15 protein-coding genes are annotated in these 13,396 nt (G+C 40.6%); 5 read left to right on the plus strand and 10 right to left on the minus strand.

The annotated features are described in order from the left end of the window. Positions 1–130: 130 nt before the first annotated feature. The 9 genes from BM308_RS12135 to BM308_RS12175 all read right to left on the minus strand — a co-directional run bounded on the left by BM308_RS12135 (position 131) and on the right by BM308_RS12175 (position 8,319). Complete coding sequence (locus tag BM308_RS12135) at positions 131–916, minus strand: FKBP-type peptidyl-prolyl cis-trans isomerase (RefSeq protein ID WP_177214455.1); 786 nt, start codon at positions 914–916, stop codon at positions 131–133. A gap of 23 nt (positions 917–939) precedes the next feature. Then, complete coding sequence (gene thiL / locus BM308_RS12140; RefSeq protein ID WP_074945541.1) at positions 940–1,935, minus strand: thiamine-phosphate kinase; 996 nt, start codon at positions 1,933–1,935, stop codon at positions 940–942. Positions 1,936–1,945: 10 nt separating this feature from the next. Further along, complete coding sequence (nusB, locus tag BM308_RS12145; protein ID WP_074841103.1) at positions 1,946–2,377, minus strand: transcription antitermination factor NusB; 432 nt, start codon at positions 2,375–2,377, stop codon at positions 1,946–1,948. Positions 2,378–2,397: 20 nt separating this feature from the next. Continuing rightward, positions 2,398–2,868 (minus strand): 6,7-dimethyl-8-ribityllumazine synthase, encoded by a 471-nt coding sequence (gene ribH, locus BM308_RS12150; RefSeq protein WP_074945543.1) that lies wholly within the window; start codon positions 2,866–2,868, stop codon positions 2,398–2,400. 234 nt (positions 2,869–3,102) lie between these two features. Next, the gene (locus BM308_RS12155) at positions 3,103–3,765 is read right to left on the minus strand and encodes a riboflavin synthase (RefSeq protein ID WP_074945544.1); all 663 of its coding nucleotides are present in this window, start codon (positions 3,763–3,765) and stop codon (positions 3,103–3,105) included. A gap of 15 nt (positions 3,766–3,780) precedes the next feature. Then, positions 3,781–4,923 carry a bifunctional diaminohydroxyphosphoribosylaminopyrimidine deaminase/5-amino-6-(5-phosphoribosylamino)uracil reductase RibD gene (ribD, locus tag BM308_RS12160; protein ID WP_083425576.1) on the minus strand — a complete coding sequence of 381 codons (1,143 nt, stop codon included), beginning with the start codon at positions 4,921–4,923 and terminating at the stop codon, positions 3,781–3,783. 14 nt (positions 4,924–4,937) lie between these two features. After that, entirely contained in the window at positions 4,938–6,200 is a 1,263-nt protein-coding gene (gene glyA / locus BM308_RS12165) for a serine hydroxymethyltransferase (protein WP_074945546.1), read from the minus strand. Positions 6,201–6,405: 205 nt separating this feature from the next. Beyond that, positions 6,406–7,659, minus strand: coding sequence for an MFS transporter (locus BM308_RS12170; RefSeq protein ID WP_074945547.1), 1,254 nt, complete (start codon positions 7,657–7,659; stop codon positions 6,406–6,408). A gap of 201 nt (positions 7,660–7,860) precedes the next feature. Further along, positions 7,861–8,319, minus strand: coding sequence for a NirD/YgiW/YdeI family stress tolerance protein (locus tag BM308_RS12175; protein WP_074945549.1), 459 nt, complete (start codon positions 8,317–8,319; stop codon positions 7,861–7,863). 112 nt (positions 8,320–8,431) lie between these two features. On the opposite strand from BM308_RS12175, the gene BM308_RS12180 reads away from it, so the two are divergent. After that, positions 8,432–9,301 (plus strand): LysR family transcriptional regulator, encoded by an 870-nt coding sequence (locus BM308_RS12180; protein ID WP_074945550.1) that lies wholly within the window; start codon positions 8,432–8,434, stop codon positions 9,299–9,301. Between the two features lie 67 nt (positions 9,302–9,368). Here the strand turns inward: BM308_RS12180 and BM308_RS12185 are convergent, their stop codons facing one another. Then, a complete protein-coding gene (locus tag BM308_RS12185; protein WP_083425577.1) occupies positions 9,369–9,971 on the minus strand; it encodes a DUF805 domain-containing protein in 603 nt (200 codons plus the stop codon). A 278-nt stretch (positions 9,972–10,249) separates the two neighbouring features. On the opposite strand from BM308_RS12185, the gene aroQ reads away from it, so the two are divergent. The 4 genes from aroQ to BM308_RS12205 form a co-directional block, all read left to right on the plus strand. Then, positions 10,250–10,702: a type II 3-dehydroquinate dehydratase gene (gene aroQ / locus BM308_RS12190; protein ID WP_218152572.1), complete on the plus strand. Its 453-nt coding sequence runs from the start codon at positions 10,250–10,252 to the stop codon at positions 10,700–10,702. A gap of 35 nt (positions 10,703–10,737) precedes the next feature. Then, the gene (gene accB, locus BM308_RS12195) at positions 10,738–11,202 is read left to right on the plus strand and encodes an acetyl-CoA carboxylase biotin carboxyl carrier protein (protein ID WP_031491071.1); all 465 of its coding nucleotides are present in this window, start codon (positions 10,738–10,740) and stop codon (positions 11,200–11,202) included. Positions 11,203–11,224: 22 nt separating this feature from the next. Then, a complete protein-coding gene (gene accC, locus BM308_RS12200) occupies positions 11,225–12,586 on the plus strand; it encodes an acetyl-CoA carboxylase biotin carboxylase subunit (RefSeq protein WP_074945553.1) in 1,362 nt (453 codons plus the stop codon). Positions 12,587–12,794: 208 nt separating this feature from the next. Continuing rightward, on the plus strand, positions 12,795–13,396 hold a 602-nt coding region (locus BM308_RS12205; RefSeq protein WP_177214456.1), incomplete at its 3' end, for a helix-turn-helix domain-containing protein.

A 13,396-nucleotide genomic window follows, 5' to 3' on the forward strand; every position in this document is an offset into this window, starting at 1 on the left:
GCGGAAGCAGAAGAAAATCTAGATTAGAAACATAACAAAATCCCCAGCATGTGCTGAGGATTTATTGCCTTTCCCATAGTTACACAAAAATGTGCAAAGAATGGGGTGTAAACTGTTTCTAAGAGAAAAATTACTTGTTGTCTTTCTTCTCTTCAGCCTTCTTGATATCAACAAGCTTAACATTGAATACAAGAACTGAATTAGGCTTGATGAACTGACCAACAGCATTCTCACCATAACCAAGAGAGGCAGGAATGTACAGTTCGTACTCTGAACCAACGTTCATTAACTGTAGACCTTCAATCCAGCCTGGGATCATGTTGTCCAGAGGGAAATCTACTGGCTTGGTCTGCTCGTCGAATACGTTGCCGTCAATGGTTGAACCCTTGTAGGTTACGCTGATGGTATCGCCCTTAACAGCCTTTGGACCTTCACCCTGTTTGATAACCTTGTACTGCAGGCCTGACTTGGTGGTAACAACGCCTTCCTTCTTAGCGTTATCCTCTAGGAATTTCTTGCCTGCACTTAGATTGTCTTCAGCAGCTTTCTTGGTCTCAACCTCGATCTTCTCCTGAATCTTCTTGTCTAAATCCTTAAGAATGGTCTCAATCTCTTCTCTCTTTAGAGAGGAAACTGAATTTACTCCATCTGTAAAACCTGCGATTACAACGTCTGAAGGAATATCTCCAATCAGCTGTTCCTGGTTCTTCTTCATCTGGAAAACGTACTCACCTAAAGATGCACCGATTGCATATGCTGCTTTCTGCTCGAATGAGCTGTCTTTGGTTAATACATTAGATGCCTGAGCCTTTGCTGAACCTGCATTTAACTGATATTTGTGGTCGCATGCACTTAGGGTTAGTACTGAAGCTGCTACAATTGTTGCTATAGCAGTTTTTGCAAATAACTTATTCAAGTTTTTCTCCATTATTGTTCTTATTAAAAATGTTCGAAAGGTTTTTCTCTATAATCAATCATTTTACCATGTTTTAACAGTTCTAAAGTACCATTTTTAATGGTTCCTATACGTTTTACCGGCACATAAAAACTTTGAGCAAGAGTATTGAGTCTGTTTTCAAAAGTCTCATTCATGGTAAACAGCAGTTCGTAATCGCCACCGCCGTACATACAAAGATGATCCTGATATTCCTCAGGTAACTTGTATTCTTTAAATTCTGAAGGTTTTGGGAGCTCCTCAATGTTAATAACAGCTCCAACATCTGATGCCTTGAGAATATGGGACAGATCTCCTACTAGTCCGTCAGAAATGTCGATTGCACATGTACTTAATTCTGTTAGGGCAGATGCAAAAGCGCATCTGTTTTCAATCAGCATTCCCTTCTCATAACAGTGATTAAAAATACTATCATATTCTTTGTTAAGGCTTAGATTTTCCATAAGTTTGCAGATATGCTCACTTCTGTAGCCTAAATCAACTGCAAAGGCTGGAAGCCCCAGTGTTCCGGTTACATATACACCGTCATTTATCCTGGCGTTTGCTCTTTTCATGGCTCGGCCTTTTTTGATGAGGCCATAGGCGCTTATGGATATAGACAGAGGCCCCTTACTGGTATTTCCTCCAATTAAAGGAAGGTTTAATTTTGAGGCCAGAGCGTAAAGACCTCTAGAGAACTCCTCTAAGAATCTTTCATCTGCATCAGGCAGATTTATAGACAGGGTAAAGCTGTAAGGCTTGGCACCCATTGCTGCAAGATCAGAGACGTTTACCAGAAGAGATTTGTATCCAAGAAGAAAAGGGGAGGTGTCTTTAAAAAAATGAATTCCTTCATTTTGAGTATCAGTTGTTATTGCCAGCTCATACTCTGAAGGAACATTAATCAGTGCGCAGTCGTCACCAATTCCGAGAGATATTCCTTCACCTCGGTCATTAGAGGTGAAGTACTTTTTTATTAGTTCAAATTCACTAATAGCCACTTGTCAGGCCTTATTTTTTGATAGCCTTAACTACTTTATCCAGTACGCCATTAACAAATTTGTGACTGTCCTGCTCGGCAAATTCCTTTGCCAGAAGGATAGACTCGTTGATAACTACTCTGTATGGAACTTCCTGACGGAACATCAGCTCAAAAGTTCCAACACGTAAAACAGCCTTATCAACCTGATCAAGCTCCTCTAAAGGACGGCTCAGATGAGGTGCGAATGTAGCGTCGATTTCATCAACGTTATTGATAACACCAGAAATCAGATCGTGAAGATACTCAAGATCTGCTCCTCTGATTGGCTGATCTTCTAGAAACTGCTTTTCGATTTCAGTTGCAGAATAACCAGTCAGCTGCCACTGATAAATAGCCTGTAAAGCAAAATGTCTTGCCTTGTGGCGCTGAGCAGGTGTAACTGAACCTTCTGTAGAATCCATCTTAAATAATTACCTATAAATTAGAACTGTTTAATAATATTTACCATCTCAAGTGCAGATGAGGCTGCTTCTGAGCCCTTGTTGCCTACATGAGATCCCGCTCTCTCTAATGCCTGTTCTAAAGTATCAACAGTCAGTACACCGTTAGCAACTGGTACTGAATGTCTTAGTGATACCTGTGAAATGCCCTTTGAACACTCGTTGGCAACAACCTCAAAGTGATATGTTGAACCACGAATTACACATCCTAGAGCAATAATTGCATCATATTTTGTTGATGCAGCAATCTTTTCGCATACAACTGGAATTTCAATTGCACCTGGAACACGGACAACAGTGATGTTCTCCTCTGGAACTTCACCTTCACGCTTTAAGGTATCTAAAGCGCCATCAAGAAGACGTTCGTTGATTAGGCTGTTGAAACGAGAAACAACAATAGCGAATTTGCCATCTTGGCAAGGCTTCTTGCCTTCGATAAATTTGACAGACATATGATCTCCAATATACCAATGACCATCTTCCCGTTCTCAATCGACTGAACTGTGTCAGTATTTATGTTTTGTCCGAGACAGATTGTCCTGTTCTTTGTCGAATTAGTTTTTTCAACGCAGAGAATTATATCATCTTTTTTCAAGATATCACGGATCACTTAAAAACGCGTTTCTTTCAGGGAAGATGACTGTATTATTTCGTTAATTCTCTGCTAATTGTTAATACGTTGTTCCTTAGAAACCGTTTTTAAGCAGAGTTTCCATGGTAATTCCTGATTTAGCAGGCTTTTTCTCTTCGTTGCTCTGCAGGAAAAGTCTCTCCAGGTATCTTGCAAGTACATCCACTTCAAGATTTACATGAGAGCCAGGTTCAAAGTTTCCAAAGTTTATTGAATCCTGAGTATGAGGGATCAGGGTAAGTCTGAAGGTATCTCCTTCAATTTCATTTACTGTCAGGGAAACTCCGTCAACAGCAATTGAGCCTTTGTGGGCAATGTATTTTAAAAGTTCCTGAGGTGCTCTGATCCATACGTTGATAGCATCATCCAGCGCTGCTTTCTTTACCACTTCACCGACACCGTCAACATGTCCCTGCATGATATGTCCGCCTAGATGGGTACTTGGGGTACAGGCCAGCTCAAGATTGATTTTCTGACCGCGGGTGTAATGAGAAAAACAGGTATGTTCAACTGTTTCTGCAGAAACATCTGCATAAAAGCAGTTTCCAGACATTTTGGTTACAGTCAGACAGACTCCATTGTTGGCAATAGAATCACCTAACTTAACTCTCTGGTTTAAATTAAATTTATCTGTGGTTTCAACGACAATTTCATAGCCATTTCCTCTTTTGGATAATGACTTTAAAATGCCTACAGACTCAACAATTCCTGTAAACATGCGGAAGCCTCGATACTAGTATTGAACGGAGGTGTAGTGAAGCAGAACATCTGAGCCTATCTTCTTGCACTTATGCAGATAGAACTGTCTGCAGGTATCTAAAGATAGGGCATTTTCGATGCTGAATGCATTTTGTCCGTCAGATCCTAACATTTTTCCGGATACAAATGCATATATTTCATCGCAGAAATTCTCGTTAATGAATGCAGAAGTAAGTTTTTGCCCCGCCTCAACCATGACACGTCGGATTTTCAGGTTGCCAAGATAACGCAGTACAGCTTCAAGTTCTGTGTGTCCGTTTTTTACAGGAACCAGAAGACGGGTTACATGTTCAGATAATTTTTCTTCACTAAGGTATCTTGAAGAATCATCTGTTCCGTTAACCCATAAGACCTCTCCTGAGGAGAAGATCTGATACCTGTTCAGATCAAGAATTCCTTTTGTGTCGAGGATAACTTTAAGGGGCTGTCGGATGAATTCTTTATCGATCTTTGAAAGCTTCTTTTCAGAGAAGTTCTCATAGCGGACGTTCATCTGCGGATTATCAGCGATTACAGTGTTTACTCCGGTAATGATACAGTCAGATTTTGCTCTTATATCCTGAACCTTTGCTCGGCACTTATCGTTGGTAATCCATTTGCTCTGTCCGTTTGACAGGGCAGTTTTGGCATCCAGTGACATTCCAACCTTAACACTTATATAAGGATAATCACCGGTTATTGACTTGAAGAAAGCTCGATTGAGGAACAGAGATTTTTTCTCCAGAACGTGTTCAACGACCTCAATGCCTGCATTTCTTAGAATTTGAAATCCCTTTCCGCAGACCTGTGGATTTGGATCACCTGCGGCCACAACAACTCTTGCAACTTTCATTTCAACAAGCTTAAGAGCGCATGGCGGGGTTCTTCCATAATGAGAGCATGGTTCTAAAGTAACGTATGCAGTTGCACCTTCGACGTCGTAGTTGGCGTCCTTTAAAGCCATAATCTCAGCATGGGGCTGACCTGCCTTGTGGTGGTAGCCTTTACCGATTATTTTGCCATCTCTAACGATGACACATCCTACCGGTGGGTTTGGGTAGGATGTATATAAACCACATGATGCAAGCTTTAAAGCCTGCATCATGAATTTTTTATCAGTTTTTGATACTGAATTCAAAGTGTAAGCCCCGATTAGTCTTTGTATACAGGGAACTTAGCACATAAAGCCTTAACACGATCACGGCACTTCAGAATAACTTCTTCATTCTGATAGTTATCCAGAACATCACACATGATAGATGCTAATTCTTTGATTTCAGCCTCTTTGAAGCCTCTTCTGGTACATGCAGGGGTACCTACACGGATACCTGAAGTGATGAATGGTGAACGAGGCTCACCTGGAACTGTATTCTTGTTAACAGTGATGAATGCCTTGCCTAATGCTGCCTCTGCATCCTTACCAGTCATTTCACGGCCGATGAAGTCCATCAGGAACAGGTGATTGTGGGTACCGCCTGATACAACCTTGTATCCGCGCTTCATAACTTCTTCTGCTAAAATCTTAGCGTTGGCTACAACCTGCTTCTGGTATTCAACATACCATGGCTCCATAGCCTCTTTGAATACAATTGCCTTAGCTGCAATGATGTGCTCTAGAGGACCACCCTGAGTACCAGGGAAGATTGCAGAATTTAACTTCTTGTAGATTGTCTCGTCGTGGCAGTTTGAAAGAATAAAGCCAGAACGTGGACCACCTAATGACTTGTGAGTGGTTGAGGTTACAACATGAGCATGGTCGATTGGGCTAGGATATACGCCTGCAGCAATCAAACCTGCTACGTGAGCCATATCAACTAGCAGATATGCACCTACTTCATCAGCAATTTCACGCATTTTAGCCCAGTCTACAATTCCTGAGTATGCAGAGAAACCAGCGATGATCATCTTTGGCTTGATTTCCTGAGCCTGCTTACGGATTGCTTCGTAGTCTAGCTCACCTGCCTCGTTAACCTCGTAGCCGTATGACTTGTAAACCTTACCTGAGAAATTAACTGAGCTTCCGTGGGTCAGGTGACCACCTGAAGAAAGTGACAGTCCTAATACAACATCACCTGGCTGACATAATGCTGCGTATACTGCATTATTAGCCTGTGAACCTGCATGAGGCTGAACGTTAGCAAAATCGCACTTGAATAGTTTGCAGGCTCTGTCAATAGCCAGCTTTTCAACGATATCAACGTATTCACATCCACCGTAGTAACGCTTACCAGGGTAACCTTCAGCGTATTTGTTGGTTAACTGTGAACCCTGTGCTTCCATAACACACTTGGAAGCATAGTTTTCTGATGCAATCAGCTCGATGTGATCTTCCTGACGCTGATTTTCGCCGCTTATTGCTGACCAAAGCTCTGGATCGTATTCTGCAATTGATTTAGCTTTGTTAATGAAGCTCATTGGATTCCCTCAGTATTGTTTAGTGTTGGTATGCAGATGTTCTTAACACCTGCATAAAAAAAGAAGACAGGCTTATTTTATCATTTTTTTTGAACTGGCTAGCATTTTATTTATTAATGCTCATCTTTAGATCAGTGCTTAATTCTGCCTGAAAAGCAGAAAAATCTCTTCTGAGAAAGGTATTGTTTCTCAATAGGAGGCAGGCTTAAGAATGCATTGGAGCAATTGTTCCTGAGAACTGTCTGCCAGCTTTCCTTGGTTCCTGGTTTCTGTTTAAAGCGTAAACCGACAGAGAAGCTACTATGCACAGAATGATGTCTATGCTCCATAGAAGGTCATAGCTGTGAGTCTTCTCTACAATCTGACCTGCGACATTGGAGCTTATAAAGCTTCCAACCTGATGGAAGATAAATGCTATTCCAAACAGTATGCCCAGCATCTTAAGACCATAACGGTTTCTGATAATCTCGGATGTTGGACTTACTGAGGCATCACAGGTCAAGCCGACACATACTGAGAACAGAATTACGCTGATAACACTTTTTGGCATTAAAAACATGAAGGCAAAGGCAGCAACTGCTCTTAACAGATAGACTGTTCCTAATACATTCTTAAGAGAAAATACTCTGTAGCATAAACCGCAGATGACCGCACCGAGCATTGTGGAGATTCCTATCAGGGAATAGCTTAGGGTTGCGACGTTATCTGTTATGCCGTATGAGATGAACTGGGAGTACAGATGTGTTTGCAGAATTGACATGTGAAATCCGCATACAGCAAAACTTAACAGCATGATTATAAAGGTTCTGTCATGCAGAATATTCACAAAGGATTCCATATCCAGTCCACGTTCAGTTTCAGCTGTTGCAGCTATGACCTGTTTGCGGTTTGACAGCCATAGACTTACAGGAATGATTATAAGAGTCAGAGCTGACAGCGTTAATAAGGTTGTCTGAATTCCAAAGTTAGAATTAAGCACATTCATAAATGGGCAAAGAAACATTGAACCAACACCGGTTCCTGCATTAACAAATCCTGAAACTGCAGTGGCCCGGGCAAGTCCAAGAGCAGGAGTGGCAACAGCCATCATCAGACCGAAACAGGTACCGCCTGTTCCTGCATGGAAAAGGACTCCCAGAAAAACAGTAAGTGAGGCAACACTGGTACAGTAAGGCGTAGCCATGAGGCCAACAAACATCAGGAGACAACTTAATGTCAGCATGAAACCGTAGGATTTTTTCAGTGCCAGATAAGCAAACAGAGGCTGAACCAGACCATAGACCAACTGACCTAGGGCCAGAACAAAACTAATCTCAGGGTAGGATACTCCGCTGTTTTGCATAATTGGATTTAGAAGCAGGGCAAGATTAGAGCGTATACCTGAGCTTACAGCATAAACTAGACATGCGCAGAATGCGATCATGCACACATAGAAGAATCTAAGTTTTCTGATGCTCATTATCAATACCTCAAAATATCTTTTATAAAGATAGATTAAAGGTAAATTTTTTATTAGTAAAACAAAATTATCTTATTGATGTATTAGAAAATCTAATAATTAACTGTAAGTTGATGATCAGGTACTGATAATGAGTAGAATTTGTCCGGTATATACAGTCGTGAGCAGAGAGTAAACTTCTCACGACAAAAGTAGAGCTTGTTACAGTCTTCGATTGGTTCTTGGAGGAATTCTGGTTCCGATCTGCGTCATTGGATGTTCAGGAGGAAGAGCGCATTTAACGTCAAGACTATCTGCTGAGAAGAACTGTTTGTCATACTGGGCAATGACTTCGATGGTGTCATCCTTGTGTACAAAGGACCAGTCCTTATCTCTGTTTAACTCAATTTCAATGGTATCGCCGTTTTCATCTGTGAATTCGTATTTGTCATCACCAAAGTATTTTGTAACCTTTCCTTTTACTCTGACTATCTCTTCGTCTTTTTCGTTCTTCAGATCTCTGATGGCGATAATATTAAGTCTTTTCTCAAATCCCTGCGGCTGTCCCTTGAATTCTGATTCGCATGATCTAGGAGTATGAATTATACCTTCAGCATGGACAGTTGAAATATTTGCTAGCAATATAGAAGCTGCACTCAGCAAAAATAATCCTTTTGTCATAAAATCTCCATATGCTATGAAATACGGTTGGTAATTATAGTAGAGTCATCTTAGTCTCAACTTAGTCCAATCACTGATTATTACAAGTTTTTTCTGTATCTGGTTTTGCACAATGAATAGATATCTGGCATTACACAAAATTATCGAACTTGGAAATTTTACCAAGGCTGCTTCAGCAATGAACTGTACACAGTCTGCAATAAGTCAGATGATTTCCTCTTTAGAAGATGAACTGAAGATAAAACTGCTCAACAGATCGAAATCAGGAATCTCTCTTACTAAAGAAGGCGAGAAATTATACCCCCATATACAGCGTCTTGTATACGAATATAGAACAGTAAAAGAACATGCCCAGGAAATCAGAGGTCTTGAGACCGGTACAATCCGAATCGGAACCATGGGAAGTATTTCCACTCACTGGCTGCCGATTCTCATCAGTGAGTTTAAAAAGAGATATCCTGCAATTGAATTTGTGCTCCTTGAAGGTGATTATGTCTCTATTACCGACTGGATTAAAACCGGAGCAGTGGATTTTGGTTTTGTAAATCCGGATGCAGTAAGCGGTATAAAGACCTCTCCTGTAAAGGATGGAAGAATGATGGCTGTTCTGCCTCCGGGGCATCCTCTTGCTAAAAATGAAGTTGTTTCACTTAAGGAGTTAGGTCAGGAACATTTTATTCTCCTTGAAGAAGGTAATCATTCAGAACCACTGATTGCCTTTAAAGAGCAGGGGATACATCCTAAAATCAGTTACGTTATTCACGATGACTACACCATCATGAATATGGTTGAACAGGGGTTGGGGGTTAGTATGCTTGCTGAGCTTATGCTCAAGAGAATTGCCTATAATCTGGAGTTAAGACCAACAGATCCACCTGTAATAAGAAAGATGGCGATAGGGTATAAGGACAGATTGTCGCTGACTATTGCTGCAAGAAGGTTTATTGAACTTCTAAAAGAGAATATGGATAGGCTGCCTTAGAATCGTCTAGAAAAAGAAAAGGATCAGCCTTCAACTGATCCTTGAATATGATTGATTACAAATAAGGTTACTGTCCTACGTTGGATACAATCTGATTATCTGCTGTAAGAGGGTCTTCTCCAAATTTGTTAGGTCCGGTGGTGCCTTTGAGGCAGGTAAAGACAATGTAACCTATCAATAACAGAGTATTTAACAGCGGAATCACGCTTAGCCCAAAGAAAGGAATTAACCACCATCCGCTTACATTTCTGTCATGCAGTCTTCTTACTGAAACTGCTATAGAAGGAACTATGAGGGTGACCATAGCAATAATAAGTAGAGCCAGCATCAGGTAGGCACCGACCAATCCAGCAATTACTGTCAGAACTCCTCCAATTATACTCAGTCCCAGATAAAGAAGGTTTACAAAAAGCATATACCACCAGTATTCAGAACGGCATGCTCTTCCTGAAAAATCAGAATACTTCTTTCTCAGAACTGTGTAGAGTGCCCATCTGAAGGAAAACTTAGGGGCTCTACCGGCCTCCTCGATTTTAGGCTGAAACTGTTTCGTGAAGTCGTGAACAGTCTCCTCAAATCTATCTGTTATTGTTTCCCTTTGTCTGGCACCGCACTTAGGACAGATTTCACTGTTATTATCAATTTCCTGTCCGCAGAATCTACAGAACATATTTTTTTTCCTTAAAATTTTGCTTAAATCAGAGATTATTAGTTAACTTCTACAAATATTACAATTAATCTTTAAACATTTGTCTCAAAAAAAAATGGGCCTAGACTCAAAAAATGGTCTATAAAAACTATAAATCTAAAAAATTTTTACTACTCTCAGATAAGGATATAAGCGAAAAATCATAAAAAAATAAGGAAAAATTTGGGGATTTTAAGAAAAAATGCGCCACTTTCACTTAAAAATGATAAAATGCGCGGATTAAGATATTCGGGAGTCAAATTTTGGCAAAGCATTCAATTTTAGTTGTTAACGGACCAAACCTTAATCTGCTGGGTGTTCGTGAGCCTCAGATTTACGGTCATACATCATTAAAAGATCTTGAAAATCATCTTAAGGATGTCGCAAAAGAATTGGATGTGGATATCGAGTGCTATCAGTCAAATTCTGAGGGCGATATCGTTACTAAAATTCAGGATTCTAGATTAAACAAAGATTTTGTTCTCATAAATGCCGGTGCCTATACTCATACCAGTGTTGCAATTCGCGACGCTTTGACTGGTGTGGATTTGCCTTTTTATGAGATTCATATTTCCAATGTTCACAGTAGAGAAGAGTTCAGGCATCATTCTTATCTATCTGATGTGGCTGTTGGTGTCATTGCCGGTTTCGGACTTAATGGTTATGAGTACGCCTTAAGATCTGCTGTCGAGTTCTTAGGTCGTAATCGTTAAGATTAGAAATAACTAAATTAGGATATTTTATGCAAATTGATATTCATAAGATTGCTAAGCTTATTGAAATTGTTTCAAAATCAGATGTTTCTGAGATTAACTTAAAGCAAGGCGAAGAAGAGTTAAAGATTACTCGTGAAAAGGCTGTTGCTCAGTCAGTTCAGACTGTAATTTCAGCTCCAGTTGCTGCTCCTGTTGTTCAGGCTGCTCCTGCAGCTGCTGCACCTGCTCCAGCTCCAGCTGCTGCTCCTGCAGCTCCTGATGCTGCAAAGCTTATGAAGTCTCCAATGGTTGGTACTTTCTACCGTTCAGCTAGTCCTACCGCTGCTCCTTTCGTTGAGGAAGGCGCTTCAGTTAAGGAAGGCGACACTCTATGTATTATTGAAGCTATGAAGATGATGAATCAGATTCAGGCTGACCGTTCAGGTGTAATTAAGAAGATTTTGGTTGAGAATGGCTCAGCTGTTGAGTTTGACCAGCCTCTATTCGAGTTTGAATAATAACTGAGAGTAAACCTAAAATATGAAACTTGAAAAAGTTCTTATAGCTAACCGCGGTGAGATCGCATTACGTATTCTACGTGCTTGCCGTCAGTTAGGTTTAAAGACTGTTGCAGTTCATTCAACAGCCGATAGAGATCTGTTACATGTAAAGCTTGCAGATGAAGCTGTATGTATAGGACCTGCAGCTCCAAAGGATTCTTATCTGAATATTCCTTCAATTATTGCTGCAGCAGAAGCAACAGGTGCTAATGCAATTCACCCTGGATATGGTTTCTTATCTGAAAATGCTGATTTCGCTGAAATGGTTGAGAAATCAGGTTTCGTTTTCATTGGACCAACTGCTGATACTATTCGTCTGATGGGCGATAAGGTATCTGCAAAGAAAGCTATGCAGAAAGCTGGTGTTCCTTGTGTTCCTGGTTCAGCAGGTGCATTAGGTGAGGATTTTGAAGAGAATCGTCAGCTGGCTAACAAGATTGGCTACCCTATTATTATTAAAGCTGCCGGTGGCGGTGGTGGACGTGGTATGCGTGTTGTAAGATCTGATGCTGAACTTGAGGAGTCAATTGCTCTGACTCGTCGTGAGGCTGATATGTTCTTCAACAATCCTGCTGTTTACATGGAGAAATTCCTTGAGAACCCTCGTCACGTTGAGTTCCAGGTTTTATCTGACGGTCAGGGTCATGCTGTATACCTAGGTGAGCGCGACTGCTCAATGCAGCGTCGTAATCAGAAGGTTTTAGAAGAGGCTCCTGCTCCATTTATTTCTGAGGAGCAGCGTCGTACCATTGGTTCTCGTTGTGCCAAGGCATGCGTTGACATTGGTTACCGTGGAGCTGGTACTTTTGAGTTCCTGTATGAGAACGGTGAGTTCTACTTTATTGAGATGAACACCCGTGTTCAGGTTGAGCACCCAATTACAGAAATGATTACTGGTGTTGATATCGTTCGTGAAATGATATCTGTATGTGCTGGTAACCCTCTTTCAATTACCCAGGATGACGTTAAGATTAAAGGTCATGCATTCGAGTTCCGTATCAATGCAGAAGATCCTTCAACCTTTATGCCATCTCCAGGTGAGATCAAGTATCTTCATGTACCTGGTGGTCCTGGTGTGCGTTGGGATAGCCATGTATATCAGGGCTATAAGGTTCCACCTCACTATGACTCATTAGTTGGTAAGTTAATTGTTTTCGATGATACTCGTGAGCAGGCTCGTGTACGTGGTCTTGAGGCTCTAAGCGAACTTGTACTAGACGGAATTAAGACCAACATTCCTCTGCACGAGGATTTACTGAATGATCCTGTTGAGATAAAGGGTGGCGCAAGCATCCATTATCTTGAGGAGAAACTTGAGGCAGCTAAGGCCGCTAAGAAGTAATCTTCATCAACAATTACTAAAAACCCATACTAATTTACAAGTATGGGCTAATAACAGTTTCGATAAATCTATAAATTGTTTATAAAGTCTACAAAAATTTTGTAGACTTTGTTTTTCTCTGCTTTATTTGATTGTCAGCAGAAGGTAAAATAGTTGGTCTCGTAAATTACTAAAAGAAGCAGCAGAAGCTGACAGGTAACGGAAAAGAATGATTGTAGGACAGGTTATAGAGCTTAAGGCAAACAATAAGTTTTTCACTTATTGCAGAAAAGCCTTTGGTGTAAGACGATTTTCCTACAACTGGGCTGTAGCGAAGTTTAAAAAGGACTATGTTGCACACATTGCAGCCATGGACAGATATACCAGAGAGCTGGCTGAATACAAGAAATCACCTCTTCAGTCTACAGTTGTTCCTGTTAAACCCAAACTACCATCCTGGCAGGATTACAAGAAAGAATTCAATGCCATCAGGCTGGAAGAATATCCATTCACATACGAAGTAACCAAATATGCCTCTCAGCAGGCTTTTGCAAACTTCGGAAAAGCAGTATCCAACTACTTTGAAAATGTCAAAAAAAGAAAGAAGGCAAAGGTAAAGCAGAACAGTAAAAAAAGAAAAGCATTCTTTCCAAAATTCAAGAAGAAGAGTTATCAGCAGGGAAAATTCTATATCGGTGGAGACCAGGTAAAGATTGTTACAGGCAAAGCCTGTTCAAAGAAACTTGAAAATCACAGTACTAAACAATACATGAATATACCAAATTTTGGGTATGTTCAACTTAAAGAAAAACTAAGATTCAACGGTCACAT

Origin of the sequence: Succinivibrio dextrinosolvens, from assembly GCF_900116345.1 — a bacterium.
Lineage (GTDB): Bacteria > Pseudomonadota > Gammaproteobacteria > Enterobacterales > Succinivibrionaceae > Succinivibrio > Succinivibrio dextrinosolvens_B.